The sequence below is a fragment of the Candidatus Sysuiplasma jiujiangense genome (genome assembly GCA_019721075.1).
Classification (GTDB): Archaea; Thermoplasmatota; Thermoplasmata; order Sysuiplasmatales; family Sysuiplasmataceae; genus Sysuiplasma; species Sysuiplasma jiujiangense.
The window spans coordinates 26,291-51,433 of record JAHEAD010000002.1 but is presented as its reverse complement, the minus strand read 5'-3'; the positions used below and the strand labels follow the sequence as shown (position 1 = coordinate 51,433).

24 protein-coding genes and 1 pseudogene are annotated in these 25,143 nt (G+C 50.6%); 10 read left to right on the top strand and 15 right to left on the bottom strand.

From position 1 onward, the window contains the following. The first annotated feature begins 76 nt into the window (after positions 1 to 76). Positions 77 to 394, top strand: a complete 318-nt coding sequence (locus KIS29_01950) for a hypothetical protein (GenBank protein ID MBX8639087.1) — start codon at positions 77 to 79, stop codon at positions 392 to 394. Between the two features lie 81 nt (positions 395 to 475). On the opposite strand, the gene KIS29_01945 is transcribed toward KIS29_01950, so the two are convergent. Next, positions 476 to 1,630, bottom strand: coding sequence for a cation:proton antiporter (locus KIS29_01945; protein MBX8639086.1), 1,155 nt, complete (start codon positions 1,628 to 1,630; stop codon positions 476 to 478). A gap of 520 nt (positions 1,631 to 2,150) precedes the next feature. Between KIS29_01945 and KIS29_01940 the strand changes: the two genes are divergently transcribed. The 7 genes and pseudogenes from KIS29_01940 to KIS29_01910 all read left to right on the top strand — a co-directional run bounded on the left by KIS29_01940 (position 2,151) and on the right by KIS29_01910 (position 11,702). Continuing rightward, a complete protein-coding gene (locus KIS29_01940; protein MBX8639085.1) occupies positions 2,151 to 5,132 on the top strand; it encodes a PKD domain-containing protein in 2,982 nt (993 codons plus the stop codon). A gap of 183 nt (positions 5,133 to 5,315) precedes the next feature. Continuing rightward, a pseudogene (locus KIS29_01935) lies at positions 5,316 to 5,780 on the top strand (ATP-binding cassette domain-containing protein). Between the two features lie 132 nt (positions 5,781 to 5,912). Further along, positions 5,913 to 6,848: an ATP-binding cassette domain-containing protein gene (locus tag KIS29_01930; protein ID MBX8639084.1), complete on the top strand. Its 936-nt coding sequence runs from the start codon at positions 5,913 to 5,915 to the stop codon at positions 6,846 to 6,848. Positions 6,849 to 6,858: 10 nt separating this feature from the next. Further along, positions 6,859 to 8,088 (top strand): ABC transporter ATP-binding protein, encoded by a 1,230-nt coding sequence (locus KIS29_01925; GenBank protein ID MBX8639083.1) that lies wholly within the window; start codon positions 6,859 to 6,861, stop codon positions 8,086 to 8,088. Positions 8,089 to 8,217: 129 nt separating this feature from the next. Next, positions 8,218 to 9,303 carry an ABC transporter permease gene (locus tag KIS29_01920; GenBank protein MBX8639082.1) on the top strand — a complete coding sequence of 362 codons (1,086 nt, stop codon included), beginning with the start codon at positions 8,218 to 8,220 and terminating at the stop codon, positions 9,301 to 9,303. A gap of 7 nt (positions 9,304 to 9,310) precedes the next feature. Further along, on the top strand, positions 9,311 to 10,270 hold the full coding sequence (locus KIS29_01915; protein ID MBX8639081.1) for an ABC transporter permease: 960 nt from the start codon (positions 9,311 to 9,313) through the stop codon (positions 10,268 to 10,270). Positions 10,271 to 10,472: 202 nt separating this feature from the next. Further along, positions 10,473 to 11,702: an MBL fold metallo-hydrolase gene (locus KIS29_01910; GenBank protein MBX8639080.1), complete on the top strand. Its 1,230-nt coding sequence runs from the start codon at positions 10,473 to 10,475 to the stop codon at positions 11,700 to 11,702. A 3-nt stretch (positions 11,703 to 11,705) separates the two neighbouring features. Here the strand turns inward: KIS29_01910 and KIS29_01905 are convergent, their stop codons facing one another. The 8 genes from KIS29_01905 to KIS29_01870 all read right to left on the bottom strand — a co-directional run bounded on the left by KIS29_01905 (position 11,706) and on the right by KIS29_01870 (position 19,044). Further along, complete coding sequence (locus KIS29_01905; GenBank protein ID MBX8639079.1) at positions 11,706 to 12,752, bottom strand: isocitrate/isopropylmalate dehydrogenase family protein; 1,047 nt, start codon at positions 12,750 to 12,752, stop codon at positions 11,706 to 11,708. Positions 12,753 to 12,868: 116 nt separating this feature from the next. Next, positions 12,869 to 13,774 carry a VWA domain-containing protein gene (locus tag KIS29_01900; GenBank protein ID MBX8639078.1) on the bottom strand — a complete coding sequence of 302 codons (906 nt, stop codon included), beginning with the start codon at positions 13,772 to 13,774 and terminating at the stop codon, positions 12,869 to 12,871. Further along, on the bottom strand, positions 13,771 to 14,724 hold the full coding sequence (locus KIS29_01895) for a MoxR family ATPase (protein ID MBX8639077.1): 954 nt from the start codon (positions 14,722 to 14,724) through the stop codon (positions 13,771 to 13,773). Before KIS29_01895 ends, KIS29_01900 begins: the two co-directional genes overlap by 4 nt. A 129-nt stretch (positions 14,725 to 14,853) precedes the next feature. Further along, positions 14,854 to 15,360, bottom strand: a complete 507-nt coding sequence (locus KIS29_01890; GenBank protein MBX8639076.1) for a hypothetical protein — start codon at positions 15,358 to 15,360, stop codon at positions 14,854 to 14,856. A 2-nt stretch (positions 15,361 to 15,362) separates the two neighbouring features. Beyond that, positions 15,363 to 16,499 carry a DUF58 domain-containing protein gene (locus KIS29_01885; GenBank protein MBX8639075.1) on the bottom strand — a complete coding sequence of 379 codons (1,137 nt, stop codon included), beginning with the start codon at positions 16,497 to 16,499 and terminating at the stop codon, positions 15,363 to 15,365. A gap of 114 nt (positions 16,500 to 16,613) precedes the next feature. Continuing rightward, positions 16,614 to 17,576 carry a MoxR family ATPase gene (locus tag KIS29_01880; GenBank protein ID MBX8639074.1) on the bottom strand — a complete coding sequence of 321 codons (963 nt, stop codon included), beginning with the start codon at positions 17,574 to 17,576 and terminating at the stop codon, positions 16,614 to 16,616. Then, a complete protein-coding gene (locus KIS29_01875; protein ID MBX8639073.1) occupies positions 17,576 to 18,142 on the bottom strand; it encodes a hypothetical protein in 567 nt (188 codons plus the stop codon). The genes KIS29_01880 and KIS29_01875 overlap by 1 nt, the downstream gene beginning before the upstream one ends. After that, positions 18,142 to 19,044 carry a DUF4129 domain-containing protein gene (locus KIS29_01870; protein MBX8639072.1) on the bottom strand — a complete coding sequence of 301 codons (903 nt, stop codon included), beginning with the start codon at positions 19,042 to 19,044 and terminating at the stop codon, positions 18,142 to 18,144. Before KIS29_01870 ends, KIS29_01875 begins: the two co-directional genes overlap by 1 nt. An 84-nt stretch (positions 19,045 to 19,128) precedes the next feature. Here KIS29_01870 and KIS29_01865 point away from each other — a divergent pair, with 84 nt between their 5' ends. Continuing rightward, the gene (locus tag KIS29_01865; GenBank protein ID MBX8639071.1) at positions 19,129 to 19,827 is read left to right on the top strand and encodes a hypothetical protein; all 699 of its coding nucleotides are present in this window, start codon (positions 19,129 to 19,131) and stop codon (positions 19,825 to 19,827) included. A 39-nt stretch (positions 19,828 to 19,866) separates the two neighbouring features. Here the strand turns inward: KIS29_01865 and KIS29_01860 are convergent, their stop codons facing one another. From KIS29_01860 to rpl7ae, 6 genes are all read right to left on the bottom strand, one after another. Further along, positions 19,867 to 20,241, bottom strand: a complete 375-nt coding sequence (locus KIS29_01860) for a helix-turn-helix domain-containing protein (GenBank protein MBX8639070.1) — start codon at positions 20,239 to 20,241, stop codon at positions 19,867 to 19,869. Positions 20,242 to 20,324: 83 nt separating this feature from the next. Further along, positions 20,325 to 22,073: a translation initiation factor IF-2 gene (gene infB / locus KIS29_01855; protein MBX8639069.1), complete on the bottom strand. Its 1,749-nt coding sequence runs from the start codon at positions 22,071 to 22,073 to the stop codon at positions 20,325 to 20,327. Positions 22,074 to 22,082: 9 nt separating this feature from the next. Continuing rightward, positions 22,083 to 22,535 carry a nucleoside-diphosphate kinase gene (gene ndk, locus KIS29_01850; protein MBX8639068.1) on the bottom strand — a complete coding sequence of 151 codons (453 nt, stop codon included), beginning with the start codon at positions 22,533 to 22,535 and terminating at the stop codon, positions 22,083 to 22,085. A gap of 6 nt (positions 22,536 to 22,541) precedes the next feature. After that, complete coding sequence (locus KIS29_01845; GenBank protein ID MBX8639067.1) at positions 22,542 to 22,976, bottom strand: hypothetical protein; 435 nt, start codon at positions 22,974 to 22,976, stop codon at positions 22,542 to 22,544. Between the two features lie 11 nt (positions 22,977 to 22,987). Beyond that, positions 22,988 to 23,197, bottom strand: coding sequence for a 30S ribosomal protein S28e (locus tag KIS29_01840; protein MBX8639066.1), 210 nt, complete (start codon positions 23,195 to 23,197; stop codon positions 22,988 to 22,990). A 9-nt stretch (positions 23,198 to 23,206) separates the two neighbouring features. Further along, positions 23,207 to 23,578 (bottom strand): 50S ribosomal protein L7Ae, encoded by a 372-nt coding sequence (rpl7ae, locus tag KIS29_01835; protein ID MBX8639065.1) that lies wholly within the window; start codon positions 23,576 to 23,578, stop codon positions 23,207 to 23,209. Between the two features lie 172 nt (positions 23,579 to 23,750). Here rpl7ae and lysA point away from each other — a divergent pair, with 172 nt between their 5' ends. Continuing rightward, complete coding sequence (gene lysA, locus KIS29_01830) at positions 23,751 to 25,064, top strand: diaminopimelate decarboxylase (GenBank protein MBX8639064.1); 1,314 nt, start codon at positions 23,751 to 23,753, stop codon at positions 25,062 to 25,064. The last annotated feature ends 79 nt before the right edge of the window (positions 25,065 to 25,143 follow it).

Below are 25,143 nucleotides of genomic sequence, written 5' to 3'. Positions count from 1 at the left end.
GTTTCCGGAACTGCCTCAGAATCGCGAATCGGTGGAAACTACTTATATATGAATAGTGCAATTGTATCGTAGTCAAATGGCACAAAAACGCAAAGTTTGGCTTCTTGCCCATTTTCGAATAGGGCTCATACGCGAAGGCATTGAAAAAGCGGACGGTCTTAACCGCCTGGCCAGGGTAATAGGATACAGGTCAAGAATACATCCTGCCTGGCCGCTGAGACAGATTCTGGTGGGAAGGCAACCGTTTCCGTTCGACAGGCTCGAAAAGCTTGCTGCTTTTCTTGAATATGATATCGATACAGTGCTCAAGTATGAAGCGGCTACACAGCGCCTTGCGAATGAGCAAACAGACAGCGCACTGAGATCCAACGGCTTTTACGCGGCATCACTTTGAACCGGATAGTCTCAGTGGCCAATATCAGACATGGTATTGCACATTGCGTATTGCTTTCGATGTCCGGTCCCGTCTCAACCATCAGGATTCAATCTTATTCCCATTTTTCCTTATCAGCATGGGTAAGACCAGTGCCTGGATAACTGTTCCAAAAATGACAACTGAGTACAGCTGATGGTCAATCAGAGAGTAGCTTAGAGCAAGGCTTGCAATCACAACACCGACAGCTCCCCTGCCCCCCAGTATTCCGGAGGTTGTGGAAGGATTCGTTTCCAGACCTAGCCTGGTACTCATCCGTCTGTTCAGGAATGCGGAAAATCCACCGGTTACTGCGAGCAGGACCGCCAGGACAACTAGCAAATCGAAACCTGGAACGATTGTGCTCAGTCCTATTATTGTGAAATAGAGCGGTATGAAGAAACTTTCGTTTATCCGATTCATTGTGCGGGTTATGATGCCGAGGAGGTTCCTCCCTACTACAACTTCGCTGATCAGCATTCCGGAGAAGAAAGCGCCAAGGACATATGTTATCCCTATGTACTGAAAGAAAGTGGAAACAAGCAGCCCGCTGAGTATAATCATTCCAAATATGATCTTTTCTCCATGCTCGCTCGCGCGCAGCCGCTCAAATGCCCTTACCACCTTTTCGGAATTCCTTGCGATGATGTAATCCAGGTAGAAGAGAAAAGCCACGAACAGAATGAAAACGACTACTTCGGGAACAACATTTCTGTCACTCAGAAAAGAGGAAAAAATAAGGAATGCAAGAAGGTCTGAAATAACGACGCTCGCAAGTATGATGGAACCGGCAGATGTCTGCAGTAGGCCGTAGCTTCTGACCAGAACTGATGCTATCGAGATAGACGGGACACCGATTGAAATTGCTATTATGATGGAAACCTCGGGATTCATCCCGAATGCCAGATACATTAGTGCCGACATTATGAACAGCGGAATCAGAAAACTCGTCGTAGTCAACGGCAGCGCTCTTGCGTATGACTTCTTGAGCAAATCGGTCGTCATCTCTATCCCGATGAGCAGCACAATGAAAAAAAGTGCCACCTCGGAAATACTCAGTAGCACCGGAGTCGGTCTTACAAAATCAAGCACGGCGGGTCCAAGGACAATGCCCCCAATGATCTCTCCCGCAACGCTCGCGAAGTCGTAATGCTCGAAAATCTGGCCCAGGACCAGTCCTGCGCTGAGAAGTATGAGTATTGCCGTTATTATGTCCATCCCACAGGGATTGCCTATTTTCTATAATAATTTATTATCTGCAGCACTTGCGATTTGAAGAAACACTGCATGTTGAACCTTCCTGTTGTCTGAAAGCTCACATGGAAATCTTTCATGATCTAAGACATAGAACGCGTATAAGGGATCGGATATGTTCCTTGTTCCTGCCTTTTTCACTCGGTATTGCAATTGACTGCGAACTTGCAAACCCGCCGGCAATTCAGCCTATTGTGCTGCCAAGTTGCTTCTTTTGGGATGGAACAACTCGGCTACTTACATTAACCACAAATTCCCGCCTCGAGCTTTTCGAAAGCAGAACGTGTCTCGTTCACCGAACGGGTTATTGGCGGCTTCCTGGCAGCGTTCTGATGCAATGTTGTGTCAAATTTGTTTTCAGATATGGAAAAATGAACCTTCTGTGATAGTGATTCTCATGCTTCACTCCACAATAAGGTTTAAATCGCATGAGAAATATGCTTTGCCGAATCCTTATCAAGGATCATAGGGGAGTCAAGTAAAAATGAACAGTAGAACGTTTTCGTTGTTGAACGCAGCAGCAGGCGGTCCGTCACCAGGCGGAGTTCCATCGGCATCTCAGGGCATAACGCCCCCGCAGATGCCCAAGCGAAGATCCAGAGGTGCATTGATTGCTGTTGTTGTTGTTATAGTGCTGATTATAGCCGGCGTGGGCATCTATTTGTCCATATCGAAGCCCGCGCCGAAGGCGACTGCATTTACAATGCCTGCCTCTGCCAGTTACAGCATAGCCGGGCAGGGAACGCCAATAACATTCTATTCGGGAACATCTCTGTCGAGTTCCTCGATCAGTTATACAGTCTGGAATTTCGGCAACGGTGTTGTGAAAAAGTACAGCGGGTCATCAGGATCCACTGTTTCATACACATACCCGAGTCCGGGGAATTATCTGGTTTATGTTGAGGTTGTGTCGACATCGAACAAAGCGTACGACAACAGTCTCAATCTTATACCCGTTTCAGTGACGCCGAGCACGACATCTACCAGTCTTGCCCTCCAGTACCCTGCGGAAATACAATTCACTGCCACTTCTGCTAACACTGAAAATATAACTGCCGGATACCCGAACGTTGTCAGCACGGGCGGGTACCTTAATGCCACCTCACTCCTGCCGGCAAGCTTTGCTAGCTACCCTATTGCATCAGGCTGGAATCTCAAGGAAATGACTTTTTCAGCAGCGAAACATTCAGCCACCTTTAATGCGACCCAGATCGCAAACGGTGTCAACTACCTCAATTTAAGCAGCAAAGATCTGGGGACGCCGGGCATATACCCCTTCACGATGAGTGTTGTCACCAACAACACGACCGCAACATCAACCTGGACATTTGTTTCCACTACGGCTGTAGGCACTTTTTCAGTTAAGCACTCCTCTTCACCCTCAACGCATACAGGCATTGTCGACGCCACATGGATACCGGGAGGTTACGCCACACTTGACCCTGCGATAGCCTACGACACTGTGAGCTACGAAGCAATCTTCAATCTTTACCAGCCGCTCGTGCAGTATGCGCCAGGAAACAGCGCATCCTCTTACATACCGGTTGTGGCCACTCAGGTTCCAACAAAAGCAGACGGATTAGTAGCCAGCTCTACCGTCGGCAACATAACCTATGTCAATTACACGTTCAACGTCAATGCCACGCTGAAGTTCGCCAACGGCCAGCCTGTCACTCCCTATGATGTATACTTCTCGGTGCTGCGCACCCTTCTCTTTGCAAACGACCCCGGCAGGCCGGGATGGCTGCTTGCACATGCCCTTATTCCCGGGGTATCAATTTACGGACCGTTTAACACAACCCCGTTCTGGGTCGACCACGCTGTCACCTTCAACTCTACCTCGGTTACTTTCCACATCCTGCCAACAACCAACCAGTCTGTATACGGTGTCACTCCGATAAACGGCACCAACGCCGCCTATATGGCTACCGGCACCGCATTGAGTTCCACTGCTGCGGCAAAGAAGAGTCTTGCTGCAACTGAGTATTCCAGCTACGGTTCATCTGTATACTTCCTCCAGCTGCTCACGCAGCCTGTCGGTTTTGTTATGGATGCAGCATGGGCGAATTCCAGCGGTGCGTCGATTGGCACATTTGCTACGAATTACACGGCAGCTGGTCTTGGCTATTCGACAGCCTTCTTTAATTATCAGCAGTACGGCAATGCAGCCAACTGGAACACGAAGCTTCAGTTCGGCAGCATGGGATCGGGACCGTACATTGTCCAGTCAACCCTTCCAGGTCAGGTCATAAGCTTTGTTCCGAATCAGAATTACTCCCAGACTATGGACTACCCTGCTCCGAGTGCACTCCAGCCGAGAATAACCATTTACTACTACACATCGGAATCGGTAGCACAGGAAGCATTCCAGACCGGTGCTGCTGACTTTGCCGAGGGTGCATTCCCGCCAAGCTCCACGCCGCTGGTACTGAAAATGATAAAGGCCGGTCAGGCCAATTCCATAACAACCCCCGAACTCGCACTGTTCACATGGTTCTTCAATCTGCAGACGAACGTCACAGATCTTCAGTCGGTATCCTCTGGGACAGTGTCTTTCCCGAAGTCATCCATAATATATGAGAACGCCACGGGCGTGAACTCCACTTCGAGCGGCACGGGAATTCCGGGCAGCTGGGAAGTTTCTCTCTTCTTCGCAAACCTTAGCGTGAGGAGGGCATTCACATACGCGTTCGACCAGGCGCAGTACATGTCGATGAATACGAACAGCGGAATCAAGTTCGCTGAGAATCTTACCGGTTTCCTTCCTTCGGGCCTGCTTGACTATCCCGGGAACATATCAAACATGACCTATAATCACTGGGTACCGTATTACAACATGACACTCGCCAAGTACTACTGGAGTCAGTCACCATATGCGAACGCAACGGCAGGTTCGATAACATTCCCGATATTCTCCATATCCGGCAGTCCGATACAGGACTCGATGATAGAGTCCTACTGGATACCTGCCATTGAGAATGCAACCAACAACGCTGTCAAGCCGTTCCTTCAGGACATCAACTTCGCCACGCTTCTATCAGTCACTGCTGTTCCGGCAGCCCAGAATCCGCTGCCCCTGTACTTCCTCGGATGGATAGACGACTATCCTGACCCGACAGACTTTGCGGCGCCTTTCGTCCAGCCATACGGAATATACTCGTATCCTGACGGACTGTTTTCGGGACCCGGATTCAACGCTACGACAAATCCGCACCAGTGGAAGATGATTAACGAGATGTGGAATGCGAGCGCAGCAGGCGCTGGCGAGCTTGTGCCCACACAAAGGGCAAACGACTACTGGCTTGCGGACTACCTCTCGGTGAAACTGGATCTTCTGGTCGGTGACTACCAGCCAATAGCCATCGCCTACTACAGGTCATGGATACCTGCTTCCTCGATGAAATGGTCGGCGTCCCCGGAAGCATCGCTGAGCTTCCTGATACTGTTCCCGGTGACGAAGACCTGAATTCTGAACCAGCGGTCAAACGAATGTAAATCTTTTACCCAAACATCTTCCCTAACTTTTGATTGATTGACAGCAATTACAGCGGCGATTACTTTGATGTTGGACTTCAGGTTTGAACCGGATCTGAAGAAACGCTCAAAACGATTAAATATTTCAGCAATTTAGGGAGGGTCTGCATTCGTCATGAGCATCAACCTTCCGGACGATTCTGATATTCTGCTGAGGATCGAGGACCTCAGGACATATTTTTTCGTCTATGATGGTGTTGTAAAGGCTCTCGACGGCGTAAGCCTCTACGTCAGGAAGGGAGAAACGCTCGGAATTGTCGGTGAGACAGGATGCGGGAAGAGCGTCACCGCATTCTCAATACTCAAGCTCATACAGGATCCTCCGGGAAGAATTGTTTCGGGTAAAATAATTTACAAAGGCGCGGATCTTACGCGTTATCTTCCCTATGAGGCGAAATATGTAGAAAGGGGAAGCAGAACCAAGGTCATCAGGAATAAGAGGATTATCAAGCTCACGGAGAGAATTTTCCAGGGTATCCGCGGAAGGGAAATTTCCATGATATTCCAGGAGCCAACGACCGCGCTCAATCCTGTCATGACGGTGGAGAGGCAGGTAGGGGAAGCGCTGCTCATGCACAGAAAATCGGAAATTGTCGATTCCATACTTTCAAAGGGTTCTGTTAACTTCGACGGTCTCAGGGCTGAAATGCAGAGGATCGCCGAAGAGTTCGATCTTGCCGAAAGCGATAGTGAAAAGCTGCGTTCAAATGCCATGGATTCACTTTCGAAATATGTCAGGGACGAAAAACAGAGAAGCCAGCTGTGCGATATCATACTCTCGCGGGGAAAGAAGAGAAGCAGGAGGATCAGGGAAGCGATCCAGACGGCAAGGATAGGTTCCATTTCCGAGGCAGCAAAGCATCTGCTGGAACTGGAGAAGGAGTTAGACCGCCTGGCCAAGAATGAACGCAATGAGATCCTTCTCGGAAATGACCTTGCTGTGCTGAATGGGATAACATCGCAGGTGAGGAAGAGCAGGCGCAGACTTGCGATCCGGAGACTCAATATTGCCGCCAGAAGGCAATGCGACATGAGCATCAGGTCGGAAGTCGCTCTCTGGGTGGAAGGTCTCCTCAAGCAGGTAAGCATACCGGACGCTCATAAAATACTGAGCAGTTACCCGCATGAGCTGAGCGGTGGCATGCAGCAGAGGGTGATGATCGCGATGGCCCTGTCATGCAATCCTTCGCTGCTGATTGCGGATGAGCCAACCACTGCCCTCGATGTAACTATCCAGGCGCAGATACTCGATTTGATGCGGAAATTGAAGAGCACCACCAATTCTTCCATTGTGCTTATAACGCATGACCTCGGTGTGATATCCGAGATCTGTGACCGGGTGGCAGTCATGTACGCAGGTCTCGTGGCCGAAACAGGGTCTGTCAGGGAAATATTCAAGAATCCGCTTCACCCTTATACCAGGGGACTGCTGGCTGCGATTCCGCGTCTCGACATGCCCGGCAAGAAACTGACCACGATATCGGGGAACGTTCCAAATCTCCTTCATCCTCCGGATGGATGCCGCTTCCATCCGAGATGCCCCTTCGTAATGGACATCTGCAGAACAACAATACCGATGCCCGTGGAAGTGACACAGAATCATACAGTAAGCTGTTTCCTTTACGGCGGTGGTAATCATCAGCCATGATGCACTTTACATGGATGTAAGACACCTGAAGCAGCTCTTCCCCATTAAGGCAGGGGTAATGTCAAGGAATATAGGCTATGTTCATGCTGTCGATGATGTCTCCTTCCAGATATACCGTGGCGAGACAGTGGGACTGGTGGGCGAAAGCGGCTGCGGGAAGACAACAACCGGCAGGACGTTGCTCAGGCTTCTTGAACCGACATCCGGACAGGCTTACATCGATGCGCCGCCCGAGATATTCGATGAGATCGGCGAGTTGTATCGAAGGCTTGAAGAGAGCGGAAATATCTCTGAGGAGGAAACAGACAAGATCGTCGGTAAACTGAACAGTTATGCCAGAAGCTATTCCATATTCAAGGCAAAGAGCCATCGCCTCAAAGAGATCAGAAGAACAATGCAGATTGTATTCCAGGATCCATTTGCATCACTCGATCCAAGGATGCTGGTTAAGGATATAATCGGCGAACCGCTTCGCATCTACAAGCGCGGGACATGGGTAATGAACCCTGACGGCGAATCAGCAAGCCGGGGACGGACGCCTTCCGGCCCGAAAATGACGAAGAGCGAAATAAAGGAACGTGTTTCATCCCTGATAACAGACGTCGGTCTCAATGAGGAACACCTTTATCGTTTCCCCCACGAGTTCAGCGGCGGACAGAGACAGCGCTTATGCATAGCGAGAGCTCTTGCCCTCGACCCGAAATTTGTCGTTCTTGATGAACCTACATCTGCGCTCGATGTGTCGGTGCAGGCGCAGATACTGAATCTGCTTCGAAATCTGCAGGCCAAGAATAACATGTCCTACCTTTTCATATCGCACCATCTCAGTGTCATAAGAGCGATGTGTAACAGAGTTCTCGTGATGTATCTGGGCAAGATAGTCGAGGTCTCTGCCACAGAGGAACTGTTCATCCATCCCCTTCACCCGTACACGCAGGCGCTGATATCCGCGATCCCCATACCTGACCCCCTACTCAGGAGGGAAAGGATACTGCTTTCGGGGGATGTTCCCAGCGCCGCGTCTCCGCCGAGCGGCTGCAGGTTCAGAACGCGGTGCCCCTATGCCGAACAGATATGCAGGGAAAAGGAACCAAAGCTGGAGGACTGGAATCACACAGGGCATCTTGTTGCATGCCATCTCATCCACAGGATGGACAGCAGGATAATCGGCGCTGCAGAAAGGGCGAGCGTAATAGCAGGCGAGCATTTCGACGAATCCGTTCTCAAGGAGGCTGCCTGAATCCACGGCTACCGGTATTTTACTTCTGGAAAAATGAAATGTTATATAGTTCGATTACAGTCAGAGTACTGTGGTAAGGGTTCCGCCTGCTATACCAGCCCGGCTTCTCCAGGATGAGTGAGACATAAGATGAAGATGAGTACCTACATCATTCGCAGGCTGCTGCTTCTTATCCCCGTTGTTCTTGGAGTCACGGTTTTTACCTTCCTGCTTACAAGGGCGGACATCGGTCTCTGGGTGAGTTCCCTTGTAGGAAGAATAAGGACTCCCGCTGCCAGAGCGAAGATAATCGCGGAATATCATCTGAAAGCGCCTGTTTTCGTCCAGTACTTCTACTATATGCAGGGACTTGTTACCGGTCACTGGGGATTCACCAGCGGCTTTGACGTCCTTGTGGGCACCTACAGGCCAGTCCTTCAGGTTATGGAGGAACGCCTTCCCAATACCATCGAACTGGCTATAGCATCGATAATCCTCATCATCATTTTCGCCATCCCCCTGGGCGTAATTTCCGCAGTGAGGAGGGACAAGTTGCCTGACCATGCATCGAGGCTCTGGGCCATGATCAGCTACTCGACGCCGACATTCTGGCTAGGTCTCCTTATAATCTTCGCAGTCGCTCCCTACATTCCCATAACAGACATTTCCGGCGCACTGAATTCATCGTATTACTTTACAGCGTCAGGCAGATTTGAACCCTGGGTTGTACACCAGGGTGCATTGATTCTCGGCACCAGACCGACCGGATTCCTGATTATTGATACACTCCTTTATGGCGATTTTCCGGCATTTCTGAATGCGCTTGGCCATATTGCACTTCCTGCCCTGACGGTAGCACTGACGAGCATGGGGGCAATAGTGCGTTTCCTGAGATCGAGCATGCTGGATGCCATGGGGCAGGATTACGTGCGCACGGCAAAAGCAAAAGGTCTGCCGCAGAAGCGCGTCATCAACAAGCATGTCAAGAGGAACGCGTATTCAGCGACGATTACCATCCTCGGGCTGCTGCTGGCATCCCTGATGGGCGGCGTGGTGATCACGGAGGACATTTTCTCGTGGCCCGGGATTGGATACTGGCTGGCCGAGGCCGCAATAGTGGATGATTTTGCGTCTATCATGGCATCGGTCTTCGTATTTGCAATCATCATTGTCGTTGCAAACCTTATTGTCGACATAATCTACGCATACCTCGATCCAAGGGTCAGGCTGGGGTGACAGGGCAATGGCAGGCGCGTACGGCAAAAAACAAAAGACAGTGATTGGCTCGCTTGCGCCAAGAATCGACCAGTTCAAGAGGCAATTTTATTATTTCAAGCAGAGTCCGCTTGCACTCGCGGGTCTCATAATGACCTCCTTCTTTGTCTTTCTGGCAATTTTTTCACCTGTGCTTACAACCGGAAACCCGTACCAGCTCTATCCCATAAACAGCCTTCAGAACAACTTCATTCCATGGTTTCAGTCATGGAAATATCCCCTCGGCACAACGTATTTCGGCATCAACCTGCTTCCAGCCGTCATTAAGGCGGCAAGAGTGGATCTGGGCATTTCAGTTTCTGTCGTGGCGTCGGGCGCACTGATAGGCATACTGCTCGGTGCATTTGCGGGCTACAAAGGCGGGGTCGTCGACGACGTCCTCATGCGTATCACCGATGTCTTTTTCTCCATTCCCTTTATTGTGCTTGCAATTGCCATGATCGTTGTTTTCAGGGAGGATTTCGCTCATGTCCCGGGCGGTGTTCTCACGCTCCTGGTGGCTTCCCTCATCATAATATGGTGGCCGACATACGCAAGGCTGGTCAGGGGACAGGTGCTTTCTGTAAGGGAGCTGAAATATGTCGAGGCGTCAAAAGCATCCGGATCCGGCGCAGCCAGGATTATCTTCAAGCATGTGATACCAAATTCAATTTACCCTGTGTTTGTTCAGATGTCGCTCGATGTAGGCAGCGTCGTCCTGCTGCTTGCAGCGCTTGACTACATAAACATAGGCATAAACTTCATTTACCTGCCTGAATGGGGAAATCTGGCAACATACTTCCAGTACAAGAGTGTCGGCATAATAGAGGCACTTCAGTACCCCTGGACATTTGTCGTTCCCGGACTTGCCATTCTCCTTTATTCTCTCGGCCTCAATCTTCTCGGTGACGGTCTGAGGGACATACTCGACCCGAGAATGAGAAGATAATTTCGGCAAAATGTCAGAAAAGATTAATACCAACCTGTTGCTGGAGAGTCCCGAAAGCTGTGCGGGAAGGACATGCTGAAGTTTTCTGATGCCGCCTTCCTCCGTCAAGCTTTCATGATGTGAAGAGCGCATGACAGACGTATTTCAAGGGAAATGTATGAAAGATATTGCAGGAACTTTTTCGACTGCACGGGTGATGTAAATGAAATTCCATTTTTTCGGCGGTGCCGATGAGGTCGGAGGACTCGCAGTGATGATGGAGGACGGCTTCGGGAAGGTCATGTTTGACTATGGTCTCATACCCCGCGATCCTCCTGTCTACCCCCTGCAGGCTCCGCGTGTCGACCAGATAGTGCTCACGCACGCCCATGTGGACCACTCCGGCATGATTCCATGGCTCACAGCCATGTACCAGGTTCCCGTGCACGGAACAATGCCTACAAAGGACGTGGGCCGCATCCTGATGCTGGACAGCATAAAAGTCGCAAGGATGGAAGGGTACAGCGAACCGTATGATTTCTCGGACGTGGAGGATGCAATGAAGCTGTTTTCCGTCGAGCGGTTTGGAACACCGTTCGAAATTGGCGGGACCGAGTTTATCCCCAGGAAGGCGGGTCACATTCCCGGCGCGGCAATGATTGAGGTTCGCGGAGAAAAGAACGTGCTTTTTACAGGCGACATACACACGGCCGAAACAAGGCTGGTCGGAGGCGCGGAGTCGGTAAAAACGGATGTGATGGTTGTCGAATCGACCTATGCCGGCAGGGAGCATCCGGACAGGAAGGATGTCGAAGACCGTCTGATTGACAAGGTCAGTGAGATTGTGGACCGTGGCGGCCAGGCAATTCTTCCTGCGTTCGCAGTCGGAAGGACACAGGAATTGCTGATGATACTTGAAAGGACCGGCCTCAATATCTGGGTCGACGGGATGGGGAGAAAGGTCAACTCAATTTACATGCGTTCGAAGAATTATGTCGCCTCTGCCGAAAGTCTCAGGAAGGCATGCCTGAAGGCATATGAAGTGGAAACAGGCGAGGACAGATACCACAGCGACAGGGCGGATGTGATTGTCACCACCAGCGGTATGCTGGACGGCGGCCCCGCGCTCGGCTATATAGAACGGGTCAAAGACGATCCGAAGAGCGGCATACTGATAAGCGGATTCCAGGTCGAGGAGTCAAACGGGCACCGCCTTCTGACCACGGGTTCCCTGGAAATAAACGGAGTCATCGAAAAGATACAGTGTGAAGTCGACAGGTTCGACCTGTCGGCCCATGCCGGCCACAGCGAGCTGGTTTCGTTCGTGGAGAAATGCGATCCGGAAACCGTAATCCTGGTTCATGGGGACGGAGAGAAGAGGAAGCTTCTGGCAGACGCCCTTGACGTAAAGACCGTTCTGATGCCGAAGAAAGGGGAAAGGCTGGAAATCTGAAACTCACAGGCTTTCGCTGACCTTACGTGCGATTTCGTCCGCCATCTGTGAGCAAGTCGACGGCGCGACAGGCTTCCTGGTATACCCCGGAAGTGCAAGGTCGTATGTTACAAACTTCTTCTCCTTCACCGTGTCGTATACGGCATTCCATATCCTTTCCGCGGCCTTCCGTTCACCGAGATATCTGAGCATCATTTCGCCTGAAAGGATGGTGGCAACGGGATTGACCTTGTTCTGCCCGGCATACTTTGGAGCGGAGCCATGCACTGGTTCAAAAAGCGCTATCTCGTCGCCGATGATTGCACCCGGCGCAATTCCAAGCCCGCCGGCCAGCCCTGAACAGAGATCTGAAAGTATGTCTCCGAACAGGTTGGTTGTCACTATGACATCATAATCGTTGGGCTTTTTGACAAGCTGCATTGCCATGTTGTCAATGAGCCTTTCCTCGAACTCAATCTGCGGGAAATCCCTGGCAATACGCTGTGAAACCTCCTGGAACAGCGCGCCGGTTGTCTTCAGTATGTTTGCCTTGTGAACGGACGTAATCTTCTTTCTATTTTCCTTCACTGCATATTCGAAAGCGTACCTAACAATACGCTCTGAAGCCTTCCTGGTCACTACCGAAATGCTTTCTGCCGCGGAGTGTTCGCGGTCTATCCAGTGCTCAATGCCGGAGTAAAGTTCCTCGGTTGCTTCCCTGACGACAACCAGGTCTATGTCGCTGTAGAGTGTCCCCTCCCCTGCTATAGAGCGCGCGGGTCGTACGCTTGCATAAAGATCCAGCATCTGGCGGAGGGCTACATTGACGCTCCTGAATCCGCCGCCAATCGGCGTTGTCAGAGGTCCCTTGATGCCTACCCTGTTTCTCTTCAGGCTGTCCAGCACGTGCTGTGGCAGCGGTGTCCCCTCTTTCTGGATTACCTTTTCTCCTGCCTCGTGAATGTCCCATTCAAATTTTATGCCGGTAGCCTCCAGCACCTTAACAGCGGCACCTGTTACTTCCGGCCCTATACCGTCGCCGGGAATGAGTGTTATCCTGTATGAAGACAATAAATCACCATGGCCTGCTGCACTACATGGAACTGATTATTAATCTGTTCTTATTGACTGGCTATATTATTGGCCGGCAAATACCTTATGGGCCGGGGATGCGGGCAGAATCAGTTTCACATTCTTTCATTCAGCCCGCCCCTCTGATGGAGCCTCAGGTGGAATGTCTTTATTATGCTGTAAAGGACGCCGGGCATTTCCTCGTAATTCTTTATCTCGTACATTTTGCCCTTTCCCTTCTGCGCCATGCCGCTGCATATGTCCTCCCTGGCATCAAGCCCTGTGGTCATGACTACATGCAGTTTGGGGAAGACAGATGCCAGCTGCCTTGGATCGTGGCCCATGGTATAATTTCCGTCCGTCACAATTATGCCTATTTTATTTGTGGTTTTCGCCTTTTCAAGTTCAATTATGCCCGCACGCAGTCCTTCCTCTATATTCGTGTAGCCCATGGCATTGAGATCGAGCAGATCCCCGATGAGTTTTTCAAGGTCTGCCTCACTGTCCATCTTTTTTATGACGGTGGATCTGTTTTCGAAAAGTATAACTGCATATTCGATGCCTTTCAGCCTGTGTGCAAGAACGGCAATGGAACTCGTAGCCATCGCCAGTTTTTCACCCGTCATTGAAAGGCTCGCATCGATCATAAGGACACATGCTATGTGCTTGAGTTCCTTGCGTTCAAGAATAATGCTCTTTGAATCGATGCTGTCTATTGAGTGAACGTTGTCTAGCGTTCCCGGCACATCTATTTCCCCTTCCTCCCCGGGTGAATACTCTATTCTCCTGTTCACCATCGGCATTCTGGTGGGCCCGAGCTGATGCAGTGTTCTTTCGATTATCGCCCTTATCGCTATCTTCTTTGCAGCCTGGACCAGGGAGGGATCTTTTGCCTTGAGCCTTATTTTCTGATAGTTCTTTGCGATTGACCAGACAACATCGTCGCTGGAGCCCGACGGCAGATCAACAATGCCCTTCAGCCTCTGCATCAGATCAAGGGCATTTTCAGGCTCCAGACTCATTTCCCGATCGTTTTTTTTTCGCTGTCACTTCGGCTTATTTCCTCTGCTGAATGGGATACTTCTGCTTCGGGACTTCCCACAAATAAAGGATTGACTGCCCTGTCTATTATTTCGTCAATGACTTCATAGACGTTTTTCTTGGAATCCTCACGAAGCTCAATTCTTGTCGGAATGGCGAGATATGCAGCCCTCCTGTAATCCTCAATGCCCCTCCCCATGTAATTCATTATGGCGGCCATGCTAGTTGCGGCCCTGACGGAGGCGCCGCGTCTCACAGATGGATGAACCCTTGTCTCCCTGATTATTGATACAATGGGTCCTATGGCATCCGTGTCAGAGATGGATGTCCTTGTCTGTACTATCCTTCTCTCCTCCTCCTCGCTCTGATATGAAAGGGGGAGCAGTTCGAACCGGTCGGACAGTGCCTCAGAAATGGAGCTCGTCGCAATGAACTCCCTCGGGTTTTGCGTGGAGATTATCAGAAATCCCTTCTGTGCGAATATCGTTCCAATTCTAGGTATCTCAATCTTCATTTCGTCCATGGCTGGAAGGAGGACATTCTGCACTCCTTCATTGAGGCGGTTGAGTTCGTTGATGAAAAGGATGCCGCCCTTGGTCATCGCCATCGTAAGGGGGCCGCTTATGAACGACTCCTGGTTGTAGCCCTTCTGCATTACTACGGGCGGATCAAACCAGCCTGTGAGTTTCTGTTCGGTATAGCGTTCGTCGCCGTCAACTCTGAAAATCGGCCTGTCAAGATAGTCTGAAATTGATGCGGCCAGAATAGTTTTTCCTACACCTACGGGCCCCTCGATAAGTATGTGTTTTCCGGCGGATGCACAGATAAGCGCCTGTTCGAGTTCATTGTCCCTTCCGATTATCGAATGCTTCGCTTTGATTTTCCTGACAGCATCCTTCAAAGAGTCTCCTGTCAGCGATATCTCACGCAACGCCTCTCCTCCGGGCAGTTCAAACGCCCATTTAACATTGTTTTCGTCTGACTCTATGCCATTTTATTAATTAAATTGTCGGTATTTTGATTTGCGGTCTGAGGGACAGTTTGCGGTCGGTGGAAGGCTTCAGCCGCTTTCTCTCCTGATGCCCTCTGCCGCAAAAATAATCAGGAGCATCGCGAAACCAACTACCGGTACGACGAGCAGTAGGGTGTCTATGCTGACACCAATCTGAAATGACAGAATTTCAGAAGCCATTGCCACCGCAGTCGAGACAATAAACAACCCGGTCAGCTGAAAAAGGAAAAACCGCTCAGCGCCTCCGCGATTCTGCATGCTGCTGCCAACGGAATTCTCCTTTTCAGGCAAATTGTCCAGTGAAGCGATGACCAGCACGAGGAAGGCGCCGACAATTTCTGTCATCAGGTTTCCGGGCCTTAAGCCAATGAACACCAGCAGAGCAGAAAAGCCCAGAACAGTGGCGGCGCTTCTGTGCCTGTGTAACCTTAACATGGAAGTGGCGGCCGCGACTGCTGCAAATATGGCAATGTACCATCCCGAAACCAGTGATGCCATCACGAGCCCCGGGATCGCGAAGGCTGCAACCGTTGCCAGCGCTGCAGCTTTGTCCATGTTCACCCTCCCCGCCTCCTTGTAAATGCCGAACCGGAAAAGGAAATGTCTCCCAGATTTTCGCCATATTCCCAGACTACGGTCCTGCAGAACCTGGATGCGGCCATGGCATTATTCTGCTGATGCAGCCTCAGCAATTCCATCGTGATGTTTTCCGGAGTATCCGCGGCAGTCCTTCTGAAGGTCATAGGTACGACGAGAAGCAGGTCTCTGTGGGAAACTGCCAGCTCGGCAAGGGACTCAACCGATTCCCTGTCAAAGACAGGGCTGACCACAATGAGCTGGGCGGACGGGTGTACGTACCTGGAAGCTGTCCGATCAATCAGCAGAGGATAGCTGGTGACAGGTGTGTTCAAAAGCATGAGCGCCCTTGTTATGCGATCAAACTGTCTCCTGCCGTACCCCGCCTTTATTGAAGTCAAACGGTCCCCTATGACAACCAGTCCAACGGCATTTCTCTCCATTAATGAGTGGTAAATCAGCGAGGTGGCAGCCACAACGGCCCTGTTCATGAATGCCCTTGTAATGGCCATATCAGAAAGCATGAGCCTTGTATCGAGCAGGACCACAACCGAGCCGCTTCTCTCACTCAGGAACTCATTCATCCACAGTTCATCAGTCCTGGCAGTGGTTTTCCAGTTGATCCTTCTGGTACTCTGTCCCTCTGTATATCGGCTGATGGAATGGAATTCGTACCCTTCTCCCCTGGCTCCCGAAACGATATTCCCGGACACCTGTTTATACTTCAGCGGTTTTATCATGGAAGCATCGATCCTGTCAATCCTGTTCACAACTTCAATTTCCATGTCGCTTCCAAAACTGCCTGTCAGACTCCTCATTCCAAGTATGTCTGAAATGGTGAATGAAGGCGGACAGAAAGTGAATACGCCGCCCTGGTTCAACGCAAATTCGAAGTCGATGTCCTTCTCCATGCGCAGGTAGCATTCATGGTGAAAATGCCTGATGCCTATTCCCTGAGGCATCTTCTGGTCTATGCTGAGGCGGAAGACAAGCCTGCTGCTGCAGCTCAGATGATATCTCAGTTTCAGTACGTCGCCGGTATAGTGACGTTCGGACGGGATTTCGTATTTCGCAGTGATATTTCCGGAAGAAGGAAGAATAAACAGGGATACCGTCATAAGCACAGTTGTCGATGCAAACAGCGCAATGTACGCGGCATTACCCGTGAGCAGTGCACCAACAAGCAGGAGCGAGTCGAAAACAGCGAATACAGTCAGATTTCTTTCCGTGTTTCAGTTCACCTTCGGCACAGCTGTTTTTTCGATGGTCTCGAGAATAATGGTCTCAGGTTTTAACCCCCGCAACCAGGGATCCGGTTTCAGTATCAGTCTGTGTGAAAGCGCCTCAACAGCAAAAAGTTTTACGTCGTCCGGTGTTACGAAATCTCTTCCGTTCATGCAGGCGCATGCCATTCCCAGCCGCATCAGAGACAGGGCACCTCGCGGAGAAGAACCTATTTCCACCGAAGGATGCCTCCGTGTTGAACGGACTATGTCAACTATGTAGTTCTGGAGATCATCGGACACGTATACCGACTCCGTTGCCTCCTGTATCGAAAGAAGCTGCCTTCTGTCAATGACCCCTGATACGTCATTCCGTTCCTTCTTCCTCTGCCGCCTCCGTCTCAGTATTTCCGTCTCATGCAATCTTTCGGGATACCCGACCGAAATTCTCATTGTGAATCTGTCGAGTTGTGCTTCAGGCAGCGGATATGTTCCTTCATACTCTATCGGGTTCTGAGTGGCTATCACGATGAAAGGCTCCTGTATGGCATAGGTGCTCCCCTCGATCGTCGCCTGTCTTTCCTGCATCGCCTCAAGGAGTGCGGCCTGTGTCTTCGGCGGTGCCCTGTTTATCTCATCTGCAAGCAGTATGTTTGTGAAAACCGGTCCCTTTCTGAGCTGAAATTCGTTGGTTGCCCTGTTGAGAACATTCGAACCTGTGACATCCGACGGCAGAAGATCGGGTGTGAACTGTATTCTTTTGAATTCACATCCGAGTGCATGGGAAAAACTCCGCGCAATGAGCGTCTTGGCCAGGCCGGGAAGATCCTCAATTAGAATATGCCCGTCCGCGAAGAGTGAACAAAGCATCTTGAACAGTATGTCCCTTTTTCCGACAATGGCACTCTCTACCTCTTCTATTATTCTGTCTGCGATCTTTTTTACTTCATCAGGATTCAAAAAAACCACCATCAGTAATTTTCCACGTCGTCAAAAAATCTGAGCAAGTCCTGCTTGAAAGACTGGCTAGCGATCTGCATGGCAAAACCGTTTTTGCTCATCAGATAGTATTTTCTGAGGATATCTGATTTTTCCGTGTCGTCAAATTCACTCCAGGCATTGCTTTCCAGCAGCCTCCTCAGGTCGGACTGGCCGGTTGACATCTTCATGGACGCTCTTTCTATCATGACTGACCACAGTTCCTTCAATATGAGTTCCCGGCTGTATTCCTTTCCCTCAAGCGCCATACCGGCACGTCTGACGATCCGGGAGTATTCTGTATCCGGAAACACTTTCAGGCCTTTCCCGTCCCCCGTTCCAGTCCCCAAATTCTTTCTGTATGCCCATGAAACGAGCTCTATTTCCATTAACAGGATTGCGATTATCCCCAGAGCGAAGATCAGCAATCCGCCGTAATGAAAAAACAGATGCCATATGAGGTACAGCAGGATAATAGATATCGAAAGGATCACTATGATGCTGACTTCCTTCCCTTCTTGTCCTGCAGACGTAGTTTCAGGTGCTTCCTCCAGATCCATCACCCCCGCCCCGCCTTGATATCAGTCACCAGACTTTCAAATAGTTCAACCGCCATGCTTCTTTCCCTTTCGCCCATTTCATGCCTGCTGTACTTTGCCTCCTCAAAGAGCGATGTAATATCTGTAATCGTGCGTTCCCTGATGGAAAGCAAATCCCTTGCTCTCTCTTCGAATTCCCTGGCTGTCCAGTAGGATCTGTCGGTTGCTCCCATCCCGGCAAGGAATTCGTGCATTTGTCTGTATACCTCAAGTATGGCGTTTCTCGGATCGGATCCTGTCTTCAGATCAGCGATCTTTCCCTCAATTATATCCGCCAGCTCCTCTTTCGTGTCTGCTGATTGAGGTACGGCACTGCGCCGTTCGGCTATCATGGCGGCAACCGCAAAGAATGCGACAGCTGCGGCAAGAACAATGCCGATTGCGAGCACGGGTTGAATTGAGCCTGCGAGTGCATTGTTGCTGAGCCGGATGCCATTCAGCGCACCTGTGGAGTTGATTGACGATGTCGGAGCCGTACGGTTGAAACTCAGCACGTCATGGAGTTTCCCGGCAAAAAGCAGATAGGCGCCCAGGAGTGCAAAGAGAAAGAGGAGAGCAATAACCGTGTTCTGAATAAAGCGGCTCTTTCTGACTCCCGTGACAGGGGCGATGAAACCAAGTCCGCTTCCTCCCTTCATCAGGATCCATATAAAGTCAAAGACGATGATGCCTATGAATAGAGCCAGCAGTAGAACGACGGCGGAAGCGACCGCGTCGGGACCCAGAGTTGCAGGACTCCCGGTTATTTGAAACAGCCTGTTTCCTTTTCCCAGAGAGCTGATCAGAATCGATGAAACAACGATTGCCGCAAAAATCAGCAGCACGGCCTCAATCCGGATCAGGACTGGTGCCTTCCTTTCCATTAAGTTCGGCCCCTTTGTCTACGGCTACTCCGCTGGTGAGATAATGAATAACGATATATAGAGCTGTATGGGGTATGACAGATCGTGCAGATCACCGTCATAGGAGGCGGCTGCTACGGCATATTTCAAACCCGGCGCCTCCTGAAGGCAATGGATGCGGGTAAGATACCTGAATGCAGCATAGTCGTTGTAGACAGGAACGTTGCTCCGCCGTCATCGCTGGAATTCAGGGAGGATCGTCGTGTCAGAGTAGTCAAGTCCGACTGGTCTGAATATCTTGCGGATTATTTTCTCCACGCGGATGTTGGCAGGGAGGATCAGCTGATTCCGGCCCACATCGCGCCGCATCTGCTCTTCAATCTCTGTGGCGCCTACCTGAAGAGCAGGGGCATCAGCAATATCGAGCAGGTTCCCGTAACGGTAGAATTTGGCCTCCCTTTCGAAAAGCTGTCCGGAGACATGAGATTCATCAGCGCGGCGGCATGGCTCTGTCCGTTTTCATGCATAGAACCATCGGTCTGCCCGGCCATCAAGTCAGAGCGAACCTGGGATCTTTCAACAATTGTCCCTGACAAAATGTCGAATTCGGCAGACAGGATCATTGTATTCAAGACGACACACTATGCCTGGGGTGTGGGAAGCATTTCTTCCTCTCATATAGCAGAATCCTGCAGAAGACTAGCCGATGAAATTCGATCTTTGAGTAACATTGACATGATGATCGCCATCGCAACTACAAGCAACTGTCACGGAGTTGTCGGTATGCTCAGGGTTAGCAGATAATCGCAGTTAAGCTACCAGGCCATGGTGCAGAAGCGCTGTTCATTCGTCACAAATGTGGCACAGGTCGATCTCAACTTCAGGGTCGATGTCATGGTGGATGGCACACATCAGCCTGTTGCGCCTTATGAAATCAGTAAGATCCGAAAGACCTCTTGCCGCAACACTGCTGTCTGGATTTCCGCTAAGAGAATTTGCAATACCCGAAACACGGGTTATTACCCTGGGATCGCTGAGATTGACAATTTCCCTTCCCCTGTTTCCAGACATGTAGTTGCTTACGGCTGCTTGCGTAACACCAAGCAACGACGCAACCTGCGTCTGATTCAGTCCTCCCTGGCGCAGCAGTTCGCGCGCAAGCATTGACCTGAGTGCTGGAATCACGGCGATTGCTTCAATTTCGGAAGGCAGATGCATAAATGGTTTAGGGCGCCGTATCTCTTTAACTTTTCGAATCGGTGTGGTACAGTCTGCAGCCGGGCAAGTCAGGTCCCCGAGCCTCAGTTTCCCCAGAACGGATCACTTTTTCTCTTTATCTGCTTGAGTTCTTCAAGAACGGATGTTTCATCAAGCGTCAGCTCGACTTTCACGATCTTCCTTGCATCCGCTTCCGGCAGATCTGCGTAAAGCACATCTCCTTCGGAGATCTGTCTTCCGACCGTTGGCCCCTCGATGGCTATGGCCACCTCCTCTCCTGCGCCTGCTACGGTCTTGGCCTGTTCTCCGGCCCTTATGCTTTTAAGCCTGCCCACCTCCCTTCCGTCGCTCCTGATGAGGTTGATGCCCTGTGAAATCTGCCCTGCCAGGATCCTGACGCCAACAATTGCAGGCTTGCTAAGTCTGAAAACATGGTTTGGCATGATGAGCATCTTGGCAGGAAAGACCATTTCCTTCCTGCTTTTGAGAAGTTCCTCCCTCCTTTTCTCATCACTCCATTTCAGGAAATTGTCCAGAAGGCTGTAAATCACATCACCGGAAATAACCTTGACATCGCTTCCCGGAACAATCTCTGCCGCTTCAGGCAGGACAGGTACATTGAAAGCAAGCATGGCCCTGTCAAGGGCCTCTTTCTTGGATGCACGGTCAACAATGTCTCTTCTCGTTACCGGTCCCACCTCTCCCTTCTCAATCCTGATTCCCCTGTCCTTTGCCTCCAGCAGAAGCGCCTCAAGGGATCCGACCGCATCTGTCTTGACAAGTATCCCTGTTTCGTCATAAAGAATGTTTACCTCATTTTCCCGCATGATCTTTTCGCTGACTTCGGATGGATCTTTCCTGTAAACGAACAGTGACGATCCTGCAGAAACACCCTCCATGTCCTGCAGGAGCAGTTTGACGCCTGCGGCCGCGGTAACACTATCGAACGGGGCAAATCTCTCTTTTGGATCCTTCGTCTCGCCAAGGGGCCTTGCCTTGAAAATCCCCCTGATTCTGGTTACCTTTATGTCGTTCCTGACGCCAATGGCAACCCTGTCTCCGATCCTGAGGGTACCAGAATAGATTATTGTATCGGCTGTTGCGCCGAATCCTTTCTCCTCTTTGACCTCTATGATCGTGCCCTCTGCAGGTCCGTCTTCCGTATCTAGTCTTTGCTCCAGGTATTTCTGTGCGAGACCTGTCAGCACAAGAAGAAGGTCGGGTATCCCGTCCTTTGTCTTTGCGCTCAGGGGAACAATGGCTATGTTTTTTGTGAAATCCTTGATCCTGTCATACCGCTCTGAAGAGAAACCGAGGGAACTAAGATCGCCGACTATCCTGTATAACGCCTCATCAAGTTTCTCCAGCGTTTCCTCCCGCTGGAGCGCAAGGAGCGTGACGAAAGGTTCGAATCCGCCGCTTCTCCACCCCTCTATGAGATCAATTTTATTGGCAGCGATGACAAACGGTGTCTTGTATGTTCTGAGCAGCTTTATGGATTCAATTGTCTGCGGCATGACGCCTTCCCGAATGTCGATTACAACCACGGCTATATCGGACAATGCACTGCCTCTGGCGCGCATGGAAACGAATGCTTGGTGACCCGGGGTGTCTATGAAGAGCAGGCCGGGTATAACAAATCTGGTATTACCCATGATTTTTGTGCATAACTTTACCACTCTGTCTATTGGAACTTCCGTTGCACCGATTCCCTGTGTTATGCCGCCCGACTCGCCTGCCGCAATATAGCTCCCCCTAATGCTGTCCAGTATAGTTGTCTTTCCATGGTCCACGTGACCCATAACAGTCACGATAGGCTGTCTGACAGGCATAGCCAAACCTCATTCTACTAACCACTCAGCATCTATTCTCTTATAATCTATTAGTTCATAGTCGTTGAACAGGAGATTTATCTCACGTTTCGCGGAAGCCTGCGAATCAGAACCGTGAATGACGTTCCTTCCCGGATGCAGTGCAAGATCCCCCCTGATGGTTCCGGGGAGAGCTTCGGCAGGATTCGTCTTGCCCATTGCCGTTCTTACGACCGAAACTGCCTCCTCCCCTTCCCAGACCATGCATATCACCGGGCCGGACGTGATGTAACTGATGAGACCGTCATAGAACTGTTTCCCTTTGTGTTCGCCGTAGAACCTTTCGGCTATGTCCCTGGGTATCCTGTACACTTTCATTGCTACAGGCTTCAGTCCCTTCTTCTCAAGCCTTGAAATTACCTCGCCCACAAGCGCGCGCTGCAAACCGTCGGGTTTTACCATCACAAATGTCCTTTCGTTCATGTACGGTCACTGTTCCGGATGTTCTGGGATCTTCTCCGTTTCTGTCTCATTGGAGGCTGCTGCAGGTGAATCGTGTGCCTCTTCCACCTTTTCTTCCTGCTGCCTACCGTCACTTGACGGCGTTTCTTCCTTTGTTGCCCCCGGTTCGCTTTCCTTCCGCAGCCTTTCATGCTCTTTTTTCAGCCTGGATGCAAGATCCTTCGGTACGAACCTCTTCGGCGATGCTCTTTTCTGCTTTCCGGGTTTGTCCTTCCACCTGGACGCCGTAGAGCTGAGACCGGACCATCTGGTTTCCCTGGGTATCCTCCTGAGTTTTATAAAATTCGTGTAGCATTTGTGCCTGTCGAAGTAGAACACCGTGCCGTCAGTTCTTATGTAGATCCTTCCGGTCCCGGGTTCTATGTTATTGCCGCAGAAATTGCAGCTTCGCCTCTCCACCATGTAAATCACACTCACCTGATCGAAAGTTTTCTTGCCTCTCTTGCAGTTTCCCTGAGCATCAGCGTGTCTCCCACCCTGACCGGTCCCATCACATTCCGTGTGATGATCCTTCCCTTGTCCTTTCCGTCCAGGACCCTGACCTTGACCTGTGTGGCTTCACCGGTCATTCCTGTCCTTCCTATGATCTCGACGATCTCAGCCGGTATACTGTCATCAGGCAAGAGAATCACCTATTTCTTCAGTTTCCTGAGTTCTTCAGTCACCGCATCGACCATCTGCTTTGCCTTTCCGGGATCCACAATTGCGACAGAAGCGGTGGGCTTGTCGAGACCTGCTGCAGTGCCGAGTTCCGCCTTCTTGGGGACATAGGCATAGGGAATATTCTTTTCTTCGCACAGGAGGGGAAGATGGGCGAGTATTTCAGGCGGATCCACGTCTTCCGCCATCACTATGAGGCTCGTTTCGCCGCGTTCGATGACCTTTGTCACCTCATTCGTCCCTTTCCTGAGCTTCCCGCCCTCTCTCGACAGTTCCACGATCTGATAAACCTTTTCAGAAAGTTCGGCCGGTACCTCAAATCTTACATAAATTGGCTTTGCCATTTTTATTACCTCGTTCCGATGCCCTGCATCTTCATCATTCATTGGCACCTGTAATACTCAACGACACATCTACTTCAATATAAACATTTCTTGCTGCCGGACTGGAACGAGCAGGACCGGCCCGGCCGATTACAATCGTTTGAATGGGCATTACAATGCAACATTTTAACCATTGGAGTCATATGACGGCCTGTATATGTTTTCACCACCTCAGCACCATCTGACCAACAGGCAGGGAATGCTGTTCATCGATGGGGTTAGTGCAGCCGAAATTACCCGCGAGTTTGGCACACCCGTATATGTAACCTCGGAGGCAAGGATAAGGGAAAATTACAGGCGGCTGCACAGTGCATTTGACACGGTGAAGAAGGAATTCAAGATCAACTATGCCGTCAAGGCAAACAGCAATCTCAGCATAATGAAAGTCTTAAAGGAGGAGGGCGCGGGCGCGGACTGCGCCTCACCCGCGGAGATATATTTCGCCGGGCTGGCTGGCTTCGGCAGGGAAAGCACAATGTACAGCGGCAATTACAATTCAGATGCTGAACTGCAAACGGCTCTGGATTCTGGTGTCATCATAAACCTTGACGATGGGCCCCTGCTCCGGCGGCTTATGAATTTCGGAAAGCCGGAACTCATTTCATTCAGAATCAATCCCGGAACAGGGAAGGGCAGGTATGCGGGCATAACAACGGCTGGTTCTGAGGCAAAATTCGGCATGATGGAAAGGGAGGCACTTGCCGCATACAGGGAGGCCAAGCTTGCGGGCATAAGCAGGTTCGGCATGCATATGATGACCGGCTCGAATGTGCTGGAAGCGGATTATTTCAGTCTTGTCACGGGAAAGTTGATGGATATCGCCTCAAAGATATCCAGGGAACTTGGAATCTCCTTTGAATTTATAGATATAGGAGGTGGCCTGGGTGTTCCTTATGAACCGGGGGAAAATGAACTCGACATAAAGAAGGTTGCGCGTGGTGTCGTCGATGTATTCGACAGGGCACTTTCATCCTGCAGGGGCCTCGGCAATCCGACGCTGATTATTGAGCCGGGAAGATATCTGGTAGCCGATTCCACTGTTCTCCTTTCCACAGTTACATACGTCAAACACTCGGGGAGAACCTTTATCGGCTGCGACGGCGGAATGAACGTGCTGCTCAGACCAGCGTTGTACGGCGCCTATCATGAGATACTTGTCGCCAATAAAATGGATTCTCCCCTGACTGAAAGGGTGAACATAACAGGCCAGATATGTGAAAATACGGATGTGATGGCAAAGGACAGGAAAATCTGCCATGTGGAAGCAGGGGATGTTCTCGCAATAATGAATGCCGGAGCGTACGGATTTTCAATGGCGAGCAGGTATAACGGCAGGCCGCTCCCCTCTGAGGTAATGATTTCGAACGGCAGGGCGAGGCTCATCAGGAAAAGGGAGGACAATACTGACATGCTTCGAACGCAGGAAATTTCACCCCGCGATTTGTGACTCTGCTGTCTGCCTGAACAGTGTCGTTCATGCGGGACATGGCCGAGGCTGTGGCATCCGCGGATTCCGTAATTTTCCA

Coding starts and splice junctions, on each gene's coding strand:
- KIS29_01950 (MBX8639087.1), top strand. CDS start 77: ATGGCACAAAAACGCAAAGTTTGGCTTCTTGCCCATTTTCGAATAGGG.
- KIS29_01945 (MBX8639086.1), bottom strand. CDS start 1,630: ATGGACATAATAACGGCAATACTCATACTTCTCAGCGCAGGACTGGTC.
- KIS29_01940 (MBX8639085.1), top strand. CDS start 2,151: ATGAACAGTAGAACGTTTTCGTTGTTGAACGCAGCAGCAGGCGGTCCG.
- KIS29_01930 (MBX8639084.1), top strand. CDS start 5,913: ATGGATTCACTTTCGAAATATGTCAGGGACGAAAAACAGAGAAGCCAG.
- KIS29_01925 (MBX8639083.1), top strand. CDS start 6,859: ATGGATGTAAGACACCTGAAGCAGCTCTTCCCCATTAAGGCAGGGGTA.
- KIS29_01920 (MBX8639082.1), top strand. CDS start 8,218: ATGAAGATGAGTACCTACATCATTCGCAGGCTGCTGCTTCTTATCCCC.
- KIS29_01915 (MBX8639081.1), top strand. CDS start 9,311: ATGGCAGGCGCGTACGGCAAAAAACAAAAGACAGTGATTGGCTCGCTT.
- KIS29_01910 (MBX8639080.1), top strand. CDS start 10,473: ATGAAATTCCATTTTTTCGGCGGTGCCGATGAGGTCGGAGGACTCGCA.
- KIS29_01900 (MBX8639078.1), bottom strand. CDS start 13,774: ATGAGTCTGGAGCCTGAAAATGCCCTTGATCTGATGCAGAGGCTGAAG.
- KIS29_01890 (MBX8639076.1), bottom strand. CDS start 15,360: ATGGACAAAGCTGCAGCGCTGGCAACGGTTGCAGCCTTCGCGATCCCG.
- KIS29_01885 (MBX8639075.1), bottom strand. CDS start 16,499: ATGACGGTATCCCTGTTTATTCTTCCTTCTTCCGGAAATATCACTGCG.
- KIS29_01880 (MBX8639074.1), bottom strand. CDS start 17,576: ATGGTGGTTTTTTTGAATCCTGATGAAGTAAAAAAGATCGCAGACAGA.
- KIS29_01875 (MBX8639073.1), bottom strand. CDS start 18,142: ATGGATCTGGAGGAAGCACCTGAAACTACGTCTGCAGGACAAGAAGGG.
- KIS29_01870 (MBX8639072.1), bottom strand. CDS start 19,044: ATGGAAAGGAAGGCACCAGTCCTGATCCGGATTGAGGCCGTGCTGCTG.
- KIS29_01860 (MBX8639070.1), bottom strand. CDS start 20,241: ATGCATCTGCCTTCCGAAATTGAAGCAATCGCCGTGATTCCAGCACTC.
- infB (MBX8639069.1), bottom strand. CDS start 22,073: ATGCCTGTCAGACAGCCTATCGTGACTGTTATGGGTCACGTGGACCAT.
- ndk (MBX8639068.1), bottom strand. CDS start 22,535: ATGAACGAAAGGACATTTGTGATGGTAAAACCCGACGGTTTGCAGCGC.
- KIS29_01845 (MBX8639067.1), bottom strand. CDS start 22,976: ATGGTGGAGAGGCGAAGCTGCAATTTCTGCGGCAATAACATAGAACCC.
- rpl7ae (MBX8639065.1), bottom strand. CDS start 23,578: ATGGCAAAGCCAATTTATGTAAGATTTGAGGTACCGGCCGAACTTTCT.